The 13933-nt window shown below is 72.4% G+C and carries 11 protein-coding genes; 6 read left to right on the top strand and 5 right to left on the bottom strand.

The window, feature by feature from the left end; all coding sequences use genetic code 11:
• Nucleotides 1-14: 14 nt before the first annotated feature.
• From OOK34_RS15960 to OOK34_RS15950, 3 genes are all read right to left on the bottom strand, one after another.
• Nucleotides 15-1529, bottom strand: coding sequence for a serine/threonine-protein kinase (locus tag OOK34_RS15960; protein ID WP_323183426.1), 1515 nt, complete (start codon nt 1527-1529; stop codon nt 15-17).
• Nucleotides 1526-2191, bottom strand: coding sequence for a hypothetical protein (locus tag OOK34_RS15955; protein WP_267034540.1), 666 nt, complete (start codon nt 2189-2191; stop codon nt 1526-1528). The genes OOK34_RS15960 and OOK34_RS15955 overlap by 4 nt, the downstream gene beginning before the upstream one ends.
• Before the next feature lie 106 nt (nt 2192-2297).
• Nucleotides 2298-4346: an N-6 DNA methylase gene (locus OOK34_RS15950; protein WP_267034539.1), complete on the bottom strand. Its 2049-nt coding sequence runs from the start codon at nt 4344-4346 to the stop codon at nt 2298-2300.
• 191 nt (nt 4347-4537) lie between these two features.
• Here OOK34_RS15950 and OOK34_RS15945 point away from each other — a divergent pair, with 191 nt between their 5' ends.
• From OOK34_RS15945 to OOK34_RS15925, 5 genes are all read left to right on the top strand, one after another.
• Nucleotides 4538-5263, top strand: a complete 726-nt coding sequence (locus OOK34_RS15945; protein WP_267034538.1) for a hypothetical protein — start codon at nt 4538-4540, stop codon at nt 5261-5263.
• Nucleotides 5264-5373: 110 nt separating this feature from the next.
• Nucleotides 5374-5946, top strand: a complete 573-nt coding sequence (locus tag OOK34_RS15940) for an IS607 family transposase (RefSeq protein ID WP_267034537.1) — start codon at nt 5374-5376, stop codon at nt 5944-5946.
• Nucleotides 5943-7400: an IS607 family element RNA-guided endonuclease TnpB gene (gene tnpB, locus OOK34_RS15935; RefSeq protein WP_267034536.1), complete on the top strand. Its 1458-nt coding sequence runs from the start codon at nt 5943-5945 to the stop codon at nt 7398-7400. The genes OOK34_RS15940 and tnpB overlap by 4 nt, the downstream gene beginning before the upstream one ends.
• Nucleotides 7401-7451: 51 nt before the next feature.
• Nucleotides 7452-8237 carry a hypothetical protein gene (locus OOK34_RS15930; protein ID WP_267034535.1) on the top strand — a complete coding sequence of 262 codons (786 nt, stop codon included), beginning with the start codon at nt 7452-7454 and terminating at the stop codon, nt 8235-8237.
• Between the two features lie 30 nt (nt 8238-8267).
• Entirely contained in the window at nt 8268-9116 is an 849-nt protein-coding gene (locus OOK34_RS15925; protein WP_267034534.1) for a hypothetical protein, read from the top strand.
• Between the two features lie 16 nt (nt 9117-9132).
• On the opposite strand, the gene OOK34_RS15920 is transcribed toward OOK34_RS15925, so the two are convergent.
• Nucleotides 9133-9711: an HD family hydrolase gene (locus OOK34_RS15920; RefSeq protein ID WP_267034533.1), complete on the bottom strand. Its 579-nt coding sequence runs from the start codon at nt 9709-9711 to the stop codon at nt 9133-9135.
• A gap of 285 nt (nt 9712-9996) precedes the next feature.
• On the opposite strand from OOK34_RS15920, the gene OOK34_RS15915 reads away from it, so the two are divergent.
• Nucleotides 9997-10170, top strand: coding sequence for an Rv0909 family putative TA system antitoxin (locus OOK34_RS15915; protein ID WP_267034532.1), 174 nt, complete (start codon nt 9997-9999; stop codon nt 10168-10170).
• 78 nt (nt 10171-10248) lie between these two features.
• Here OOK34_RS15915 and mfd read toward each other — a convergent pair whose 3' ends face one another.
• Nucleotides 10249-13779, bottom strand: coding sequence for a transcription-repair coupling factor (gene mfd / locus OOK34_RS15910; RefSeq protein WP_267034531.1), 3531 nt, complete (start codon nt 13777-13779; stop codon nt 10249-10251).
• Nucleotides 13780-13933: the final 154 nt, after the last annotated feature.

The raw sequence follows: 13933 nt of genomic DNA, 5'->3' as shown, positions 1-13933 counted from the left end.
GGTCCACCGCCGGGTCAGCGCACCTGGCCCAGCCATTGCAGGGTGCGGCGGATCTCCACCGGGAGCGGGTGGGCGGGGCCGTGCAGCCGGTCCGCGTCGAACAGGAGGCGGACCAGGGTGTCGTGGGCCGCCGGGCGGTCGCCGAGGGAGAGCAGCAGGTGCGCTATCCGGCGGCGGACCTCCAGCGGCAGGCCCGGGTCCGGGTTGGCGTAGTGGTTCTCGAACAGGGGCAGCAGCGAGCGGTACTCCGCCAGGGCGGCCGCCGGTTCGCCCAGCTGCTCCAGGCACTGCGCGGCGTCGTAGCGGAAGCGCAGCGACTGGGGGTCCCCGGCCGGGAACTGGTCGGCGAGGCGGCGCAGTTCGGGCAGGGCGCGGCGGTACTGGCCGTCGTCCATCAGGGTGGCCGCGTACTGCTTGCGCAGGCTGCGGACCACCGGTGAGTGCTCCCCGTGCTCGGCGGCGGCCGCCGGGAGGATGCCGCCGAGGATGTCCACGGCCTGGGTGAGCCGCCCCTGGTCCAGCAGCTTGCGGGCCTCGTCCACCGCGCCCGGGATGTCGGGGCGGGGCGGCGCCGGGGGCGCGGACGGCCGCGGCGGGACCACGGCGGCCCGGTCCGGCCAGGGGGCCTGGGGGCGCAGGAAGGGGCGGGTCGGGTCGAGGGGGCCGGCCGGGAGGCGGCTGCCGGGGGCCGGGAGCAGCGGCGCGAGGGCCTCGTAGACCTCCTGGGCGGAACCGGGGCGGTCCTGGGGGTCCTTGGCGAGGAGGCGCAGCAGGACCGCCTCCAGCTCCTGGGGGATCTCGGGGCGCAGCGGGCGCACCGGGGCCGGGGGTTCGTACAGGTGGCGGTGGAGGACGCCGAGGGCGGTGGATCCGGCGAAGGGGACGTTGCCGCTGAGGAGTTCGTACAGCAGCACGCCGAGGGCGTACAGGTCGGTGTACGGGCCCACCGCGCCGCCCATGGCCTGTTCGGGCGCCATGTAGGCGGGGCTGCCGATCGGGGAGCCGGTGCTGGTGAGGCGGGTGGTGTCGGTGTCCATCACGGAGGCGACGCCGAGGTCCAGGACCAGGACGGTCCCGTCGGGGCGGACCATCACGTTGCGCGGTTTCAGGTCGCGGTGGACGATCGGCACCGCGTGCACGGCGGAGAGCACCGCGCACAGCTGCGCCACCACCGCGACGGCCCACGGCCAGGGGTAGGGGTCGTGCTCGGCGAGGTGGTCGGCGAGGTCGGAGCCCTCGACGTAGCCCATGACGAGGTACAGCTCGTCGCCGTCGCTGCCGGCGTCGTGGACGGTGACCAGGCCGGGGTGGTCCACCTGGGCGGTGACCCGGCATTCGCGCACGAAGCGGCGGCGCAGTTCCTCGGCGACGGTGCCGGGGCCGGCCACCTTGTCGGGGCGCAGCAGCTTGACGGCGACGCGGCGGTCCAGGCGGCGGTCGTAGGCCGTCCAGACCTGGCCCATGCCGCCCTGTCCGAGGATGGTGGCGAGCTGGTAGCGCTCGCCGATGAGGCGTTCCCGCTCGGTCACTGCTGGGGGTCCTGGATCGCGGTGCTGTTCGGGTCCTGGTAGGGGCCGCCGGGCTGCGGGGGCCGGAGGGCGGTCTGCTTGCGCAGGAGTTCGCTGAGCTCGTCGAGTTCGGCGCGGACCTGCCCGAGGCGCGGGGGCGGGGCCGGCTGCTGCGGGGGCACGTGCGGCTGGACCGGCGGCTGGGCGGGCTGCCCGGCGGGCGGGTAGCCGTAGCCCGGGGAGGTCTGGTGCGGCGGCTGGTGCTGCGGCTGCCCGCCGTACGGGGCCTGCGGCGCCGGGTACCAGGGCGCGGGCGCCGGGGCCAGGGCCTTCGCCTCGTGGTGCTTGATGTCGCCGACGAGGTAGTACACGCAGACCGCGAAGCCGGTGAAGATCGAGCCACCGGCCCCCAGGTTGCCCTGCCAGCCGTTGGTGTCGGCCGTCGGGTCGATCTCGATGAAGACGATCCAGACGACGGAGAGCACCAGGCTGAGCACCAGCAGCGCCCAGTCCCGCGGCTTGCGGGTGAGGATCGCCAGCCGCAGCATCGCACCCCAGGCGAAGAAACCGCAGCTGAGTACGGGCAGCGCCGTGAACAGCACGCGCAGCGTCATCGCGGCACCGGACAGGGGCGGCCGGTGGCCGTGGGGGCCTTGCTGCGGCGGGAGGCCGGGGCCGTGCATCGGTGCTCCTGACGGGCCGTACGGAAAGGTGACGGCTCGAAGCGTATACAGCGTTTCCGGCCGTTCGTGAGGGGATGGACCCAACCGTTGCAGGGTCGCAGCACGGTCAGCCGGGCGTGACGCTGCCGTCCGACAGCCCGTCGTACAGGCCCTGTACGAGCTGCTCCCCCAGCCGCCCCGCCAGCCTCAGCGCGTCCTCGAACTCGGCGAGCGCCCGGAACCGTGCCCCGTAGCGCCGCTGTTCGGCCAGCGGCAGCCGGGGCAGCTGGAGCCGGCGCACGTCGAGGCGGGTGGCGGTGGAGGCGTGGCTGCTGGCGCGGCGGGTGTTGGCGGTGGCGCGCAGGAACCCGGCGAGGAACCACGGGTCGAGCGCGGCCGGGTCGGGGCGCAGCAGCTGGAGGTTGCGGCCGAGCACGGCGCCGACCCCGCTGGCCGGGTCCTCGGTGACGACCCGGGCGGTGCCGACGGCGCCGACGACGGGGACGACCACGTCGCCCGGTTCGGCGACGAGCGGCTCCCCGGCGTCGGGGCCGGCGGCGGCGGGGGTGCCGGAGGGGGCGGTTCCGGCGTAGACGTCGTACTCGGTGAGCACGGGCAGCTCCGCGCTGCCGGTGCCGGTGCCGGCGCGCAGCAGCAGGGCTCCGGCGCGCGCGAGTTCGCCGATGGTGGTCTGCGACAGCCGGGCCGCGGCCTCGTCGGCCGGGGCGGCGGGCGGCGGGGTGAGCCGGGCCGCGCGGGCGAGGGTGGTGTCGAGGCGCTTGCGTACGGCGGCCAGCTCGGCCAGGCCGCCGCCGGCGGCGGGCGGGGGCAGGTGGCGGGCGGGGGTGAGATCCACGTCGTCGTCGAGCAGTTCGATGACGGGTACGACGCGGCTGACCCCGGGGACCTCGGGGGTCGCGCCGGTGCGGTCGTAGTTCGTCCAGGTGGCGAGTACCGCCTCGCGTACGTCGGGCCACGCGGCCCGGGCCTGCGAGGGCCCCTCGGGGTCCAGGCCCGCGGTGTCCACGAGCAGCAGCCCGGCCGGGGCGGGGGCGCCCGGGGCGGGGCGGCGCAGTACCCACAGCTGGAGCGGGATCCCGTACGGGGGCGCGGCGCCGGCCGGGAGGGAGACGACGGCCCGCAGGGCGCCCCGGCGCAGCAGGTCGGCGCGGATGCGGCGGCCGGAGCGGCGGGCCGCGGCGGCGGGCGGCATGAGCAGGACGGCGGTGCCGCCCTCGCGCAGGTGTGCCAGGGCGTGCTGGATCCAGGCGAGTTCGGATTCGGTGCGGGCGGGGAAGCCGTACTCCCAGCGGGGGTCGTAGGCCAGTTCCTCGTGGCCCCAGTTGCGTTCGTTGAACGGCGGGTGGCAGAGCACGGCGTCGACGGCCGCCGATGCGAAGGCGTCGGCCCGCAGGCTGTCCGCGGCGGCCGCGCGGACCTGGGCGGAGCCGTGCAGGGCCAGGCGCAGCGCGGCGAGCGCGGCCAGTTCGGGCGAGGAGTCCTGGGCGTGCAGGACGGTGGCGCCGGCGAGGGCGCGCAGCGGGCTGCCGGTGCCGCAGGCGGGGTCGAGGGCGCTGCGGACGCCGGGACCGGCGAGGCCGGCCATCAGCTCGGCGCAGCCGTCGGGGGTCAGGGTGTACTGGCGGGGGTTGGCCTCCAGGTGGCGGCCGAGCAGGAACTCGAACGCCTGGCGGGCGCCGGGCCCGGCGGCCAGTTCGGCGACGGCGCGCAGCAGCGGCACGGCGCCGGCGCCGGGCGCCGCGGCCACCGGGTGCCCCGCTCCCAGCCGGGCGGCGAGCACCTGGTCCCGTACGGCGGGCAGCTGCGCGGCCAGGCCCTCGTCGGGGAGGGCGGCCAGCTGGAGCCACTGCGCGGGCCGGTCCCGTACGACGAGCAGTACGGCGCCGGCTTCGACGAGCGCGGCGACGGCCCCGCCGGGGTGGGCGGTGATCTGCTGCCAGACGCGTTCGCGCAGCGGGACCTCGGCGAGCTTGCCCTGGGCCCGCAGCCAGTCCTCGACCTCGGGCAGCGCGAAGGAGGGGCTGGTCTCGGTGCCGCCGACGGGCTTGGGGAAGTCGGGGTGGCGGCGGCGCCAGTTGCTCACGGCGGCCCGGCCGACCCCGGCCAGGCGGGCGATCTCGGCGGCGGTGACCTCGGGGACGTTCTCCTCCAGCATGCCGGGAGCATACCGGTACACAGTCCGGAATCCACTTCACAGCGTGAATCGAAGCAAACCCGTGAATCGTGTTGACTCGGTTCACAGCCTCTGCTCTGATGATCCCGTCAACAGGCGGAGCACGCCGGCCGCACCACAGACAGCAGACACACCAGACACGCCAGACAGAGACACGAGACAGGAGCACACCCATGTCCCAGTACTCCACCCCGCGCCAGAGCTGGATCGCCCGCCACAAGGTGCTCACGGGCTGCGGCGCGGTCCTCGCGCTCGTCGCGGTCGGCGCCTGCACCGGGGGCGGTGCTGCGGACGGCGCGAAGGACACGAAGGCGAAGCCGGCGGCCTCCAGCGCCAAGCCGGGCACCGGCGAGCAGAGCCAGAAGGCGGCCGAGCCCAAGAAGGACGACAAGAAGGCGGCGATGCGCGGCAGCGGCACCTTCCAGGTCGGCTCGGACGTCCAGCCCGGCACCTACCGCACCACCGGCAACAAGGGCCTGGGCTGCTACTGGGAGCGCGCCAAGGACGCCTCGGGCGAGGTCGACTCGATCCTCGCCAACGACAACGTGGTGGGTGCCAGTTACGTGACCATCGGCGCGGGCGACAAGCTCTTCAAGTCCACCGGCTGCAAGGACTGGGAGGCCGTCGACCCGAAGGCCGCCGGCGGCTCCCCGAAGACCGAGGCCGCGGGCGACGGCGGCATGTTCAAGGTGGGCCTCGACCTCGCCCCGGGCACCTACAAGTCCACCGGCCCCGCCGAGGGCTCGGCCGGCTGCTACTGGGAGCGCGCCAAGGACGCCGGCCACACCATCGACTCCATCGCCGCCAACGACAACCCCACCGGCCCGGCGGTCGTGACGATCTCCGCGCAGGACGGCTACTTCAAGACCACGGGCTGCGCGACCTGGAAGAAGTCCTGACTCCAGCGCCCCCGGTTACCGTCTGGGCTCCTGACCGATCCCAGGGGGTGAACAACTGTTCCCATTTCTTTCAGTGGATATCCAATATTCTCAGCGAATAACGTGGCGTCGTGAGGCTTTCCGAGTGGGCGGCACGCAACGGCGTGCATTACCAGACCGCGTGGACCTGGGCGAAAGAGGGCCGTATGCCGGTCCCGGTCGTCCAGACGCCGTCCGGTACATGGCTCGTGACCCAGCCCGCCCCGCAGGCCGCCGGGCGGGTCGTGGCGTACTGCCGCGTCTCGTCCGGTGACCAGAAAGCGGACCTGGAGCGTCAGGTCGCCCGGACGGTGCAGGGTGCAACGGCCCAGGGGCTCGCCGTCGCTGACGTGGTGACGGAGGTCGGCTCCGGCTTGAACGGGCGCCGCCGCAAGCTGCACGGCCTGCTCGCCGACCCGGTTGTGGGGACGATCGAGCACCGCGACCGTCTCGCCCGGTTCGGCGTCGAGCACCTGGAAGCCGCCCTCTCTGCCACGGGACGGCGACTGGTTGTCCTCGATGCGGCGGAGACCGCCGACGACCTGGTACGAGACATCACCGAGGTCCTGACCTCGATGTGTGCCCGCCTGTACGGTCGCCGCTCCGCGAAGAATCGCGCCGCCCGGGCCGTTGCCGTCGCCACCGGTCCGGAGGCGGCCGGATGAAGACGTTCAAGCCGCGGCCGGGGTTCACCGTCCTCGCGCACAAGCTCGCGCTGGACCCGAACGCCACGGCCAACCGCCGCCTGCACTCGCACGGAGGTGCCGCGCGGACCGCGTACAACTGGGCGGTCGCGTACATCACCGCCGTGTGGTGGCAGCGCAAGGCCGAGCAGTCGTACGGCATCCCCGAGGACCAGCTCACCGGGTGGCGGTCGTGGTCGCTGCCCTCGCTGCGGAAGGCGTTCAACGAGGACAAACGCACCAACCCGCGCTTCGCCGACTGGTGGGAGGAGAACTCCAAAGAGGCGTACAGCACCGGCCTGGCGGGCGCCTCGGCGGCGTTCGACAACTACGCGAAGTCCAAGAGTGGTAAACGCAAGGGCCCAAAGATGGGCATACCCCGCTTCAAATCGAAACGGAAAGCGCGCCTTACCTGCCGGTTCACCACCGGCACGATCCGCATCGAGCCTGACGGCCGGCACCTCACCCTGCCCAGGATCGGCACCGTCCGCCTACACGAGAACCGAGCCGACCTGCGAGCCCTCATCGACGCGGGGAACATGCGGATCCTGTCTGCGACCGCATGCCTGGACCGGGGTCGCTGGTTCGTGTCCCTCCAGGTCGAGCAGAGGCACCAGCTGGTGAAAGTGGCCCATCCGGACGCGGCGGTCGGCATCGACCTCGGCATCAAGACCCTCGCGGTCCTCGCGGACAGCGACGGTGTCCTCAGCGAGGAACCCAACCCACGCCACTTCGACCGCGCACAGAAACAGTTGCGCCGCGCCAGCCGCATCGTCTCCCGCCGGCGCGGCCCCGACCGGCGCACCGGGCAGCAGCCCTCCCGCCGCTGGGAGAAAGCCAACCGGACGCGGAACAAGATCCATCACCGGGTCGCGAACCTCCGCGAGGACACCCTCCACAAGATGACGACCCGCCTCGCATCCGAGTACGGCACGATCGTCGTCGAAGATCTCAACGTCGCCGGAATGGGCCGCAACCGGCGCCTGTCCCGCCGTGTCGCGGATGCCGCGTTCGCCGAGATCCGACGCCAGCTTGTCTACAAGACCCGGCGGCGTGGCACGCGACTCGTCGTCGCCGACCGCTGGTATCCCTCCTCGAAGACCTGCTCGCGCTGCGGTGCGGTGAAAGCCAAGCTGCCCCTCAGCATGCGCGTCTTCGAGTGCGACAACTGCGGCCTCGTCCTTGACCGGGACGCGAACGCGGGACACAACCTGGTCGCCCTCGCGGCCCGCACGACAGGTACCGGAGTGGCCGGAGACCTGGACCCCGCCAAGGCGGAGTCGAAGCCCCGTGGAACCGACCGCAAGACCCGCACCACCCGCCCGCGCCGCAAGGCCGGGACGGGGCGGGCAGGCGGCACAATCCCCAGCCCCCGGGCAGGGAAGGAAACGGGAGACCGTCAACCGGCTACCAGGACGCAACTCGCGCTCTGGTGACACCGTTACGGACCATTCCGGCGGAAACGTCGGGATTGCTGAGATCACTTGATGATCAAAGCAGCGGACCACCATGCGCACCACATGCCCGCGGCCTCGATCGCACTCGTCTGCGCGGCCCTGCTGACCGCCACCGGCTGCGGCCCCGTCTCCGGCAAGGCGGCGGCGGACCCGTCACCCACCGCCTCCACGGCGCCCGACCCCCTCGCGGGCAAGGACCCGGCCGCCGTCCTGCGCGCCGCGTACGAGGAGACGGAGCGGGCCGACTCCAAGAACGCGGCCGTCCAGCGCACGATCGGCGACCGCCAGATCAGCGCGCACCTGTCCTTCGAGGGCGACAGCGCGTGCTGGGGAAAGGTCACGGTCATGCGGGCCGGGGTGGGCGAGATCCTGATGGACGACGGCCGCCTCTCCCTCAAGGGCGACGCCGGCTTCCTCCAGGACCAGTTCAGGGACTCGCCCGTCAAGTCCGCCGACACCGACGAGGGCTGGATCGACATCAAACCCTCGGACCCCTCGGTCGCGCACCTCCTCGCGCTGTGCAAGGAGGGCTCCGCCGCCCGCACCTTCCCGGCCGAGCGGACCGACATCCGCCGGGAGGCGGACACGTACCGGAACGGCAAGCCGGTGGCGGTGTTCAAGTCGAAGGTGCCCGGCGGCGCCGAGATCACCGACCACGTACGGCTGGAGGGCACGCCGTACCTCCTCAAGCACTGGCGGAGCGGCGGACCGGACTCCGGAGCCGTCGAGTACACCGGCGTGCGCCGGACCGCCGCCGCCTCCCCGACCGGACCCGCCGGTGCCGTGTCAGAGGCACCCTCTACGCTCGGAGCCTGAGTTCACAGTCGTTCCACGGGGGGAATCGAGATGCGCAGCCGTACGAAGACCACCGCGTCGGCGCTCGCCGCCGCGGCCCTGATCGGCGGCGGGCTGACGGCCTGCGTGCCCGGCGACGGCCGGGCCTCCGACATCGGGAGCCAGGCCCGCGCCGCACAGTCGCCCTCCCCGTCTGCCTCCGCGCCGGCGTCCGGCTCGCCGACCGCCAAGGGCGGCTCGCTCGCCGACCGGTCCGGGCCCGAGATACTCACCGAGGCCTACGAGGCCACGCGCAAGGCCGAGTCGGCGCACGTCAACGCCAAGGTGGAGCACGAGGGCAAGCCGATGCGGATCGACCTGTCCCTCGACAAGAAGGGCAACTGCAACGGCTCCATCCGCCTCGACGGCATGGGCCGGCTGGACATCATCAAGTCCTCCGAGCTCGTCCACTTCCGGGGCGACGCCGCCTACTGGCGGGGCGCCGCCAAGCAGAAGCACGCCCCGCAGAAGCAGACGGACCAGATGGTCGCCATGCTCGCCGACCGCTGGGTGCGGATCCCCGCCTCCGACCCCCGCGCGGCCCCGATGACCGGCAGTTGCGACCTCGACAAGCTGACGGGCGACTTCGGCACGGCGCACCCGCTCGCGCGCAAGGGCACCGCCTCCACCGTCGACGGCAAGCCGGCGCTGGCGGTCACCTCCCCGGCGAAGCAGGGGACGCAGACCGACTACGTCTCCACGCAGGGCAAGCCGTACATCCTGAAGTCGACCGTCCAGGGGGACACCGCCGGCGAGGCCCTGTTCTCGGCCTTCGACACCCCGGTCGACACCACCTCCCCGAAGGACTCCGACGTCCTCGACATCTCCAAGCTCGGCGGCCCCACGGGCGAAGCGGTCTGACGGCCGCCGTCAGAGTTCAGCCGAGGAAGGTCTTGCGCCACTCCAGTGGCGACATGGTCAGCGCGGCCTCGGCAAGGGCCTGCGCGGACGCCGTCTTCAGGCTGTTCAGCGACGAGTCGATCCAGTCCTGAACGAGGGTGTTGCCCTGGGCCCTGTACTCGACGGCCTGGACGAGGCACTCCAGCTTGTCGGCGTCCTTGGCGACGATCGCCTCGGGGGTGTCATTGGCCTCGTACTCCGCCACCACGCGCTGGACACCGGCCCTCACGGCCGGGTGCGCGGCCGCGACCTGGTCCGCGGTGACGGTCTGGTTGGTGGCGGCGTCGATGTAACGGCGGCCGATGTGCGGGATGTCGCCGATCCGGGTCTCCTGCGTGTCATGGAAGAGGCACATCAGAGCGACCCTCGCAGGGTCCACACCCTCCATCATGGCCAGCACGGCGCCGATGACACCGACGCGGAAGCTGTGCTCGGCGATCGACTCGGGGTTGTTGTTGCCGGTGAACCACCACCCGGTGCGCTTGGCGTTCTTCAAGACACCCATCTCGAAGATGAATCCAGCCGTGCCCTGCGCGTTCACCGTCTCGTCTGCCATCTGCTGACCTCCGGTCTCAAGTGCGATCAAGAAGAACGTAGTGCAGGGCGGTGAGCTCCCGGCGGGACCTTTCGGAGGTCCCCCCGCCATCGAGCAGCTGAGTTCGCTCCGTCAGGTCGAGGATCAGCTGCCCAGAGGCCTGCGGCAGACGCACACCCCCGAGTCAGCCGGAAAGTGCGCCGTCGCGGCGGGCCGGAGTGCCGTCGACGTGATCGCCAGCCGATGATGTGCGCAGGTCGACAAACCGGCGTACCGTCGCAAACGGGACACGGAAGGAGCCCTCGCATGGGGATTTTCGACAGGTTCAGGGACCAGGCCAAGAGCAAGGGCAAGGAGATGTCCGACCAGCTCGAGCAAGAGGTCAACGAGAAGACCGGCGGGAAGTACACCGGCAAGGTCGACCAGGCCCAGCAGCAGATGGAAGACAAGCTGGGAATCGACGAGGACCCGAACAAGTAGCCCCCCGTCCCACGGGCACCGGACGAACGAAACCGCCCGCGCCGAGCGCGGGCGGTTTCGCCGTGAAGGGGACGAGGGCTACGAGCCGAGGATCGTGGTGAGGAACTCACCGGTCCAGGCCAGCAGTTCCCGTCCGACCAGCGGCTTGCCGCCGACCCGGGCCGTCTTCGGACGCGGCACCAGCACCTGCGAGGTCGCCGGCTTCAGCACCGTCCCCGGGTAGAGCCGCTTCAGGCGCAGCTCCTGGGACTCGCGCAACTCCACCGGCCCGAAGCGGATGTTGGGGCCCTGGAGGGTGATGTCCCCGACCCCGCAGGCCCGCGCCAGCATTCGCAGCCCCGCCACCAGCAGCAGGTTCTCCACCGGCTCCGGCAGCTTGCCGTAGCGGTCGGTGAGTTCCTCCCGTACGGCCTTGATGTCGGCCTCGGAGTTCGCCGCGGCGATGGACCGGTACGCCTGCAGGCGCAGCCGCTCGCCGGGCGCGTAGTCGTGCGGGACGTGCGCGTCGACCGGCAGCTCGATCTTGACCTCCAGCGGCGGCTCCTCCTCCACCCCGCCCTCGACCGCGGCCCGGTAGTCGGCCACGGCCTCGCCGACCATGCGGATGTACAGGTCGAAGCCGACCCCGGCGATGTGGCCGGACTGCTCGCCGCCCAGCAGGTTGCCCGCGCCGCGGATCTCCAGGTCCTTCATCGCCACGTACATGCCGGCGCCCATCTCGGTGTGCTGGGCGATCGTCGCGAGCCGCTCGTGCGCGGTCTCGGTCAGCGGCTTCTCCGGCGGGTACAGGAAGTACGCGTACCCGCGCTCGCGGCTGCGGCCGACACGGCCGCGCAGCTGGTGCAGCTGCGAGAGGCCGAAGTTGTCGCCGCGCTCCACGATGAGGGTGTTGGCGTTGGAGATGTCGATGCCGGACTCGACGATCGTCGTCGAGACGAGGACGTCGAACTTCTTCTCCCAGAAGTCCACGACGACCTGTTCCAGGGCCTGTTCCGACATCTGCCCGTGCGCCGTCGCGATCCGCGCCTCGGGCACGATCTCGCGCAGCTTCGCGGCCGCCCGGTCGATGGACTCGACGCGGTTGTGGATGTAGAAGCACTGGCCCTCGCGCAGCAGCTCGCGCCGGATGGCCGCGCCGATCTGCTTCTCCTCGTACGGGCCGACGAAGGTGAGGACCGGGTGGCGCTCCTCCGGCGGGGTGGTGATGGTCGACATCTCGCGGATGCCGGTCACCGCCATCTCCAGGGTGCGCGGGATCGGGGTCGCGGACATGGTCAGCACGTCGACGTTGGCGCGCAGCTTCTTCAGCTGCTCCTTGTGCTCCACACCGAAGCGCTGTTCCTCGTCGACGATGACCAGGCCCAGGTCCTTGAACTTCGTCTCCTGCGAGAAGAGGCGGTGGGTGCCGATGACCACGTCCACCGAGCCCTCCTTCAGCCCCTCCAGGGTGGCCTTGGACTCGGTGTCGCTCTGGAAGCGCGACAGCGCCCGCACGTTGACCGGGAACTGGCTGTAGCGCTCGGAGAAGGTCCCGAAGTGCTGCTGCACCAGCAGCGTGGTGGGGACGAGGACCGCGACCTGCTTGCCGTCCTGCACGGCCTTGAAGGCCGCGCGCACCGCGATCTCGGTCTTGCCGTAGCCGACGTCGCCGCAGATCAGGCGGTCCATGGGGACGGACTTCTCCATGTCCTCCTTGACCTCGGCGATGGTGGTGAGCTGGTCGGGCGTCTCCGCGTACGGGAAGGCGTCCTCCAGCTCGCGCTGCCAGGGGGTGTCCGGGCCGAAGGTGTGCCCGGGGGCCGCCATGCGCGCGCTGTACAGCTTGATGAGGTCGGCGGCGATCTCCTTGACCGCCTTCTTGGCCCGCGCCTTGGTCTTGGTCCAGTCGGCGCCGCCGAGCCGGTGCAGGGTCGGGGCCTCGCCGCCCACGTACTTGGTGACCTGCTCCAGCTGGTCGGTGGGGATGTACAGGCGGTCGCCGGGCTGGCCGCGCTTGGCGGGCGCGTACTCGACGAGGAGGTACTCGCGGGTGGCGCCCTGCACGGTGCGCTGCACCATCTCGATGTAGCGGCCGACACCGTGCTGCTCGTGCACGATGTAGTCGCCGACCTCCAGGGTCAGCGGGTCGATGGTCTTGCGGCGCCGGGTCGGCATCCGGCCGAGGTCCTTGGTGGCGGTGCGCTGCCCGGTCAGGTCGGTCTCGGTGAGGACGGCCAGCTTCAGCGCCGGGTCCACGAAGCCGTTGTCGATCGAGCCGCAGGCGACATGGACGATCGAGGGCTCCAGCGCCCGCAGCTCCGCCTCCAGCCGGGCGGCGATGCCCTCGCCGCCGAGCACCTCGACGGTACGGGCGGCCGGGCCGTGGCCCTCGGTGAGGTAGACGGTGTGCCAGCCGTCGGCGATCCAGCCCTTGGTGTCGGCGAGCGCGCGGGCGGTGTCGCCCCGGTAGGCCTCGGGGGCGTGCATGCCGAGCCCCAGCACATCCCCGCCGAGGACCTCGTCGGCCGCGAAGGGGGAGACCGACCACCACATCATGCCCAGCTCGCGGGCGTGGTCGCGGACGTCCGCGATGCCGCGCAGCGAGGCCGCGCCGACGTCGATGGGGGCCTCGCCACCGCCGGCGGTGGCCGCCCAGGAGGCCATCAGGAACTCCTGCGAGGTCGCCACGAGGTCCGCGGCGCGGGTCCGTACCCGCTCCGGGTCGCAGACCACGGCCATCGCCCCGGCCGGCAGGACGTCGATCAGCAGCTCCATGTCGTCGACGAGGACCGGGGCGAGGGACTCCATGCCCTCGACCGCGATCCCCTCGGCGATCTTGTTCAGCAGCTCGCCCAGCTCGGGGTGCTCCTCGGCCAGCGCCGCGGCCCGCCCGCGCACCTCGTCCGTGAGCAGCAGCTCCCGGCAGGGCGGGGCCCACAGGCCGTGCTCGGCGATCTCCAGGGAGCGCTGGTCGGCGACCTTGAAGTAACGGATCTCCTCGACCTCGTCGCCCCAGAACTCCACCCGCAGCGGGTGCTCCTCGGTGGGCGGGAACACGTCGAGGATGCCGCCGCGCACGGCGAACTCCCCGCGCTTCTCGACCAGCTCCACACGGGCGTACGCGGCCGCCGCCAGCGCCTCGGTGACCACGCCCAGGTCGGCGCTCTCCCCCTGCCGCAGGCTTACGGGCACCAGGTCGCCGAGCCCCTTGACCTGCGGCTGGAGCACGGAGCGGATGGGGGCCACGACCACCGAGACGGGTCCGGCCGCCGGGTCCTCCTTGCTCGGGTGCGCGAGCCGGCGCAGCACCGCGATCCGGCGGCCGACGGTGTCGCTGCGCGGGCTGAGCCGCTCGTGCGGCAGCGTCTCCCAGGCCGGGTAGTCCACCACCTCGTCGGGGGGCAGCAGGGAGCGCAGCGCGGCGGCGAGGTCCTCCGCCTCCCGCCCGGTGGCGGTGACCGCGAGCACGGTCCGCTCGGTACGCGCCGCCAGCGCGGCGATCGCGAAGGGCCGCGCGGCGGGCGGGCCGACGAGGTCCACGTGCATGCGGTTGCCGTCCCCGGCCGCCGTGACCGCCTCGGCGAGGGCGGGGTCCCGGGTGACGGCGTCGAGCAGTCCGTGCAGGCTCATGAGACAGGCTTTCCATCCGGTGGGGGCGTGAAGGGGCAACGCGAAGGGCCCGACACGTGAACGGGCCGGGGGTTCCCACCCTATGACGCGGACCCCGCGGCCGCGCGGGGCATTCCGGCCCCGCACGGGTGAGGGGGCGGAGGATGGCGCTCCG

The organism is Streptomyces sp. NBC_00091 (genome assembly GCF_026343185.1).
GTDB lineage: Bacteria > Actinomycetota > Actinomycetes > Streptomycetales > Streptomycetaceae > Streptomyces.
This window is presented reverse-complemented; position numbering and strand designations above follow the sequence as displayed.

Bases quoted from the DNA above. Each gene is read 5' to 3' on its own strand.
- OOK34_RS15955 (WP_267034540.1), bottom strand. From the start codon at position 2,191: ATGCACGGCCCCGGCCTCCCGCCGCAGCAAGGCCCCCACGGCCACCGG.
- OOK34_RS15950 (WP_267034539.1), bottom strand. From the start codon at position 4,346: ATGCTGGAGGAGAACGTCCCCGAGGTCACCGCCGCCGAGATCGCCCGC.
- OOK34_RS15945 (WP_267034538.1), top strand. From the start codon at position 4,538: ATGTCCCAGTACTCCACCCCGCGCCAGAGCTGGATCGCCCGCCACAAG.
- tnpB (WP_267034536.1), top strand. From the start codon at position 5,943: ATGAAGACGTTCAAGCCGCGGCCGGGGTTCACCGTCCTCGCGCACAAG.
- OOK34_RS15930 (WP_267034535.1), top strand. From the start codon at position 7,452: ATGATCAAAGCAGCGGACCACCATGCGCACCACATGCCCGCGGCCTCG.
- OOK34_RS15925 (WP_267034534.1), top strand. From the start codon at position 8,268: ATGCGCAGCCGTACGAAGACCACCGCGTCGGCGCTCGCCGCCGCGGCC.
- OOK34_RS15920 (WP_267034533.1), bottom strand. From the start codon at position 9,711: ATGGCAGACGAGACGGTGAACGCGCAGGGCACGGCTGGATTCATCTTC.
- OOK34_RS15915 (WP_267034532.1), top strand. From the start codon at position 9,997: ATGGGGATTTTCGACAGGTTCAGGGACCAGGCCAAGAGCAAGGGCAAG.
- mfd (WP_267034531.1), bottom strand. From the start codon at position 13,779: ATGAGCCTGCACGGACTGCTCGACGCCGTCACCCGGGACCCCGCCCTC.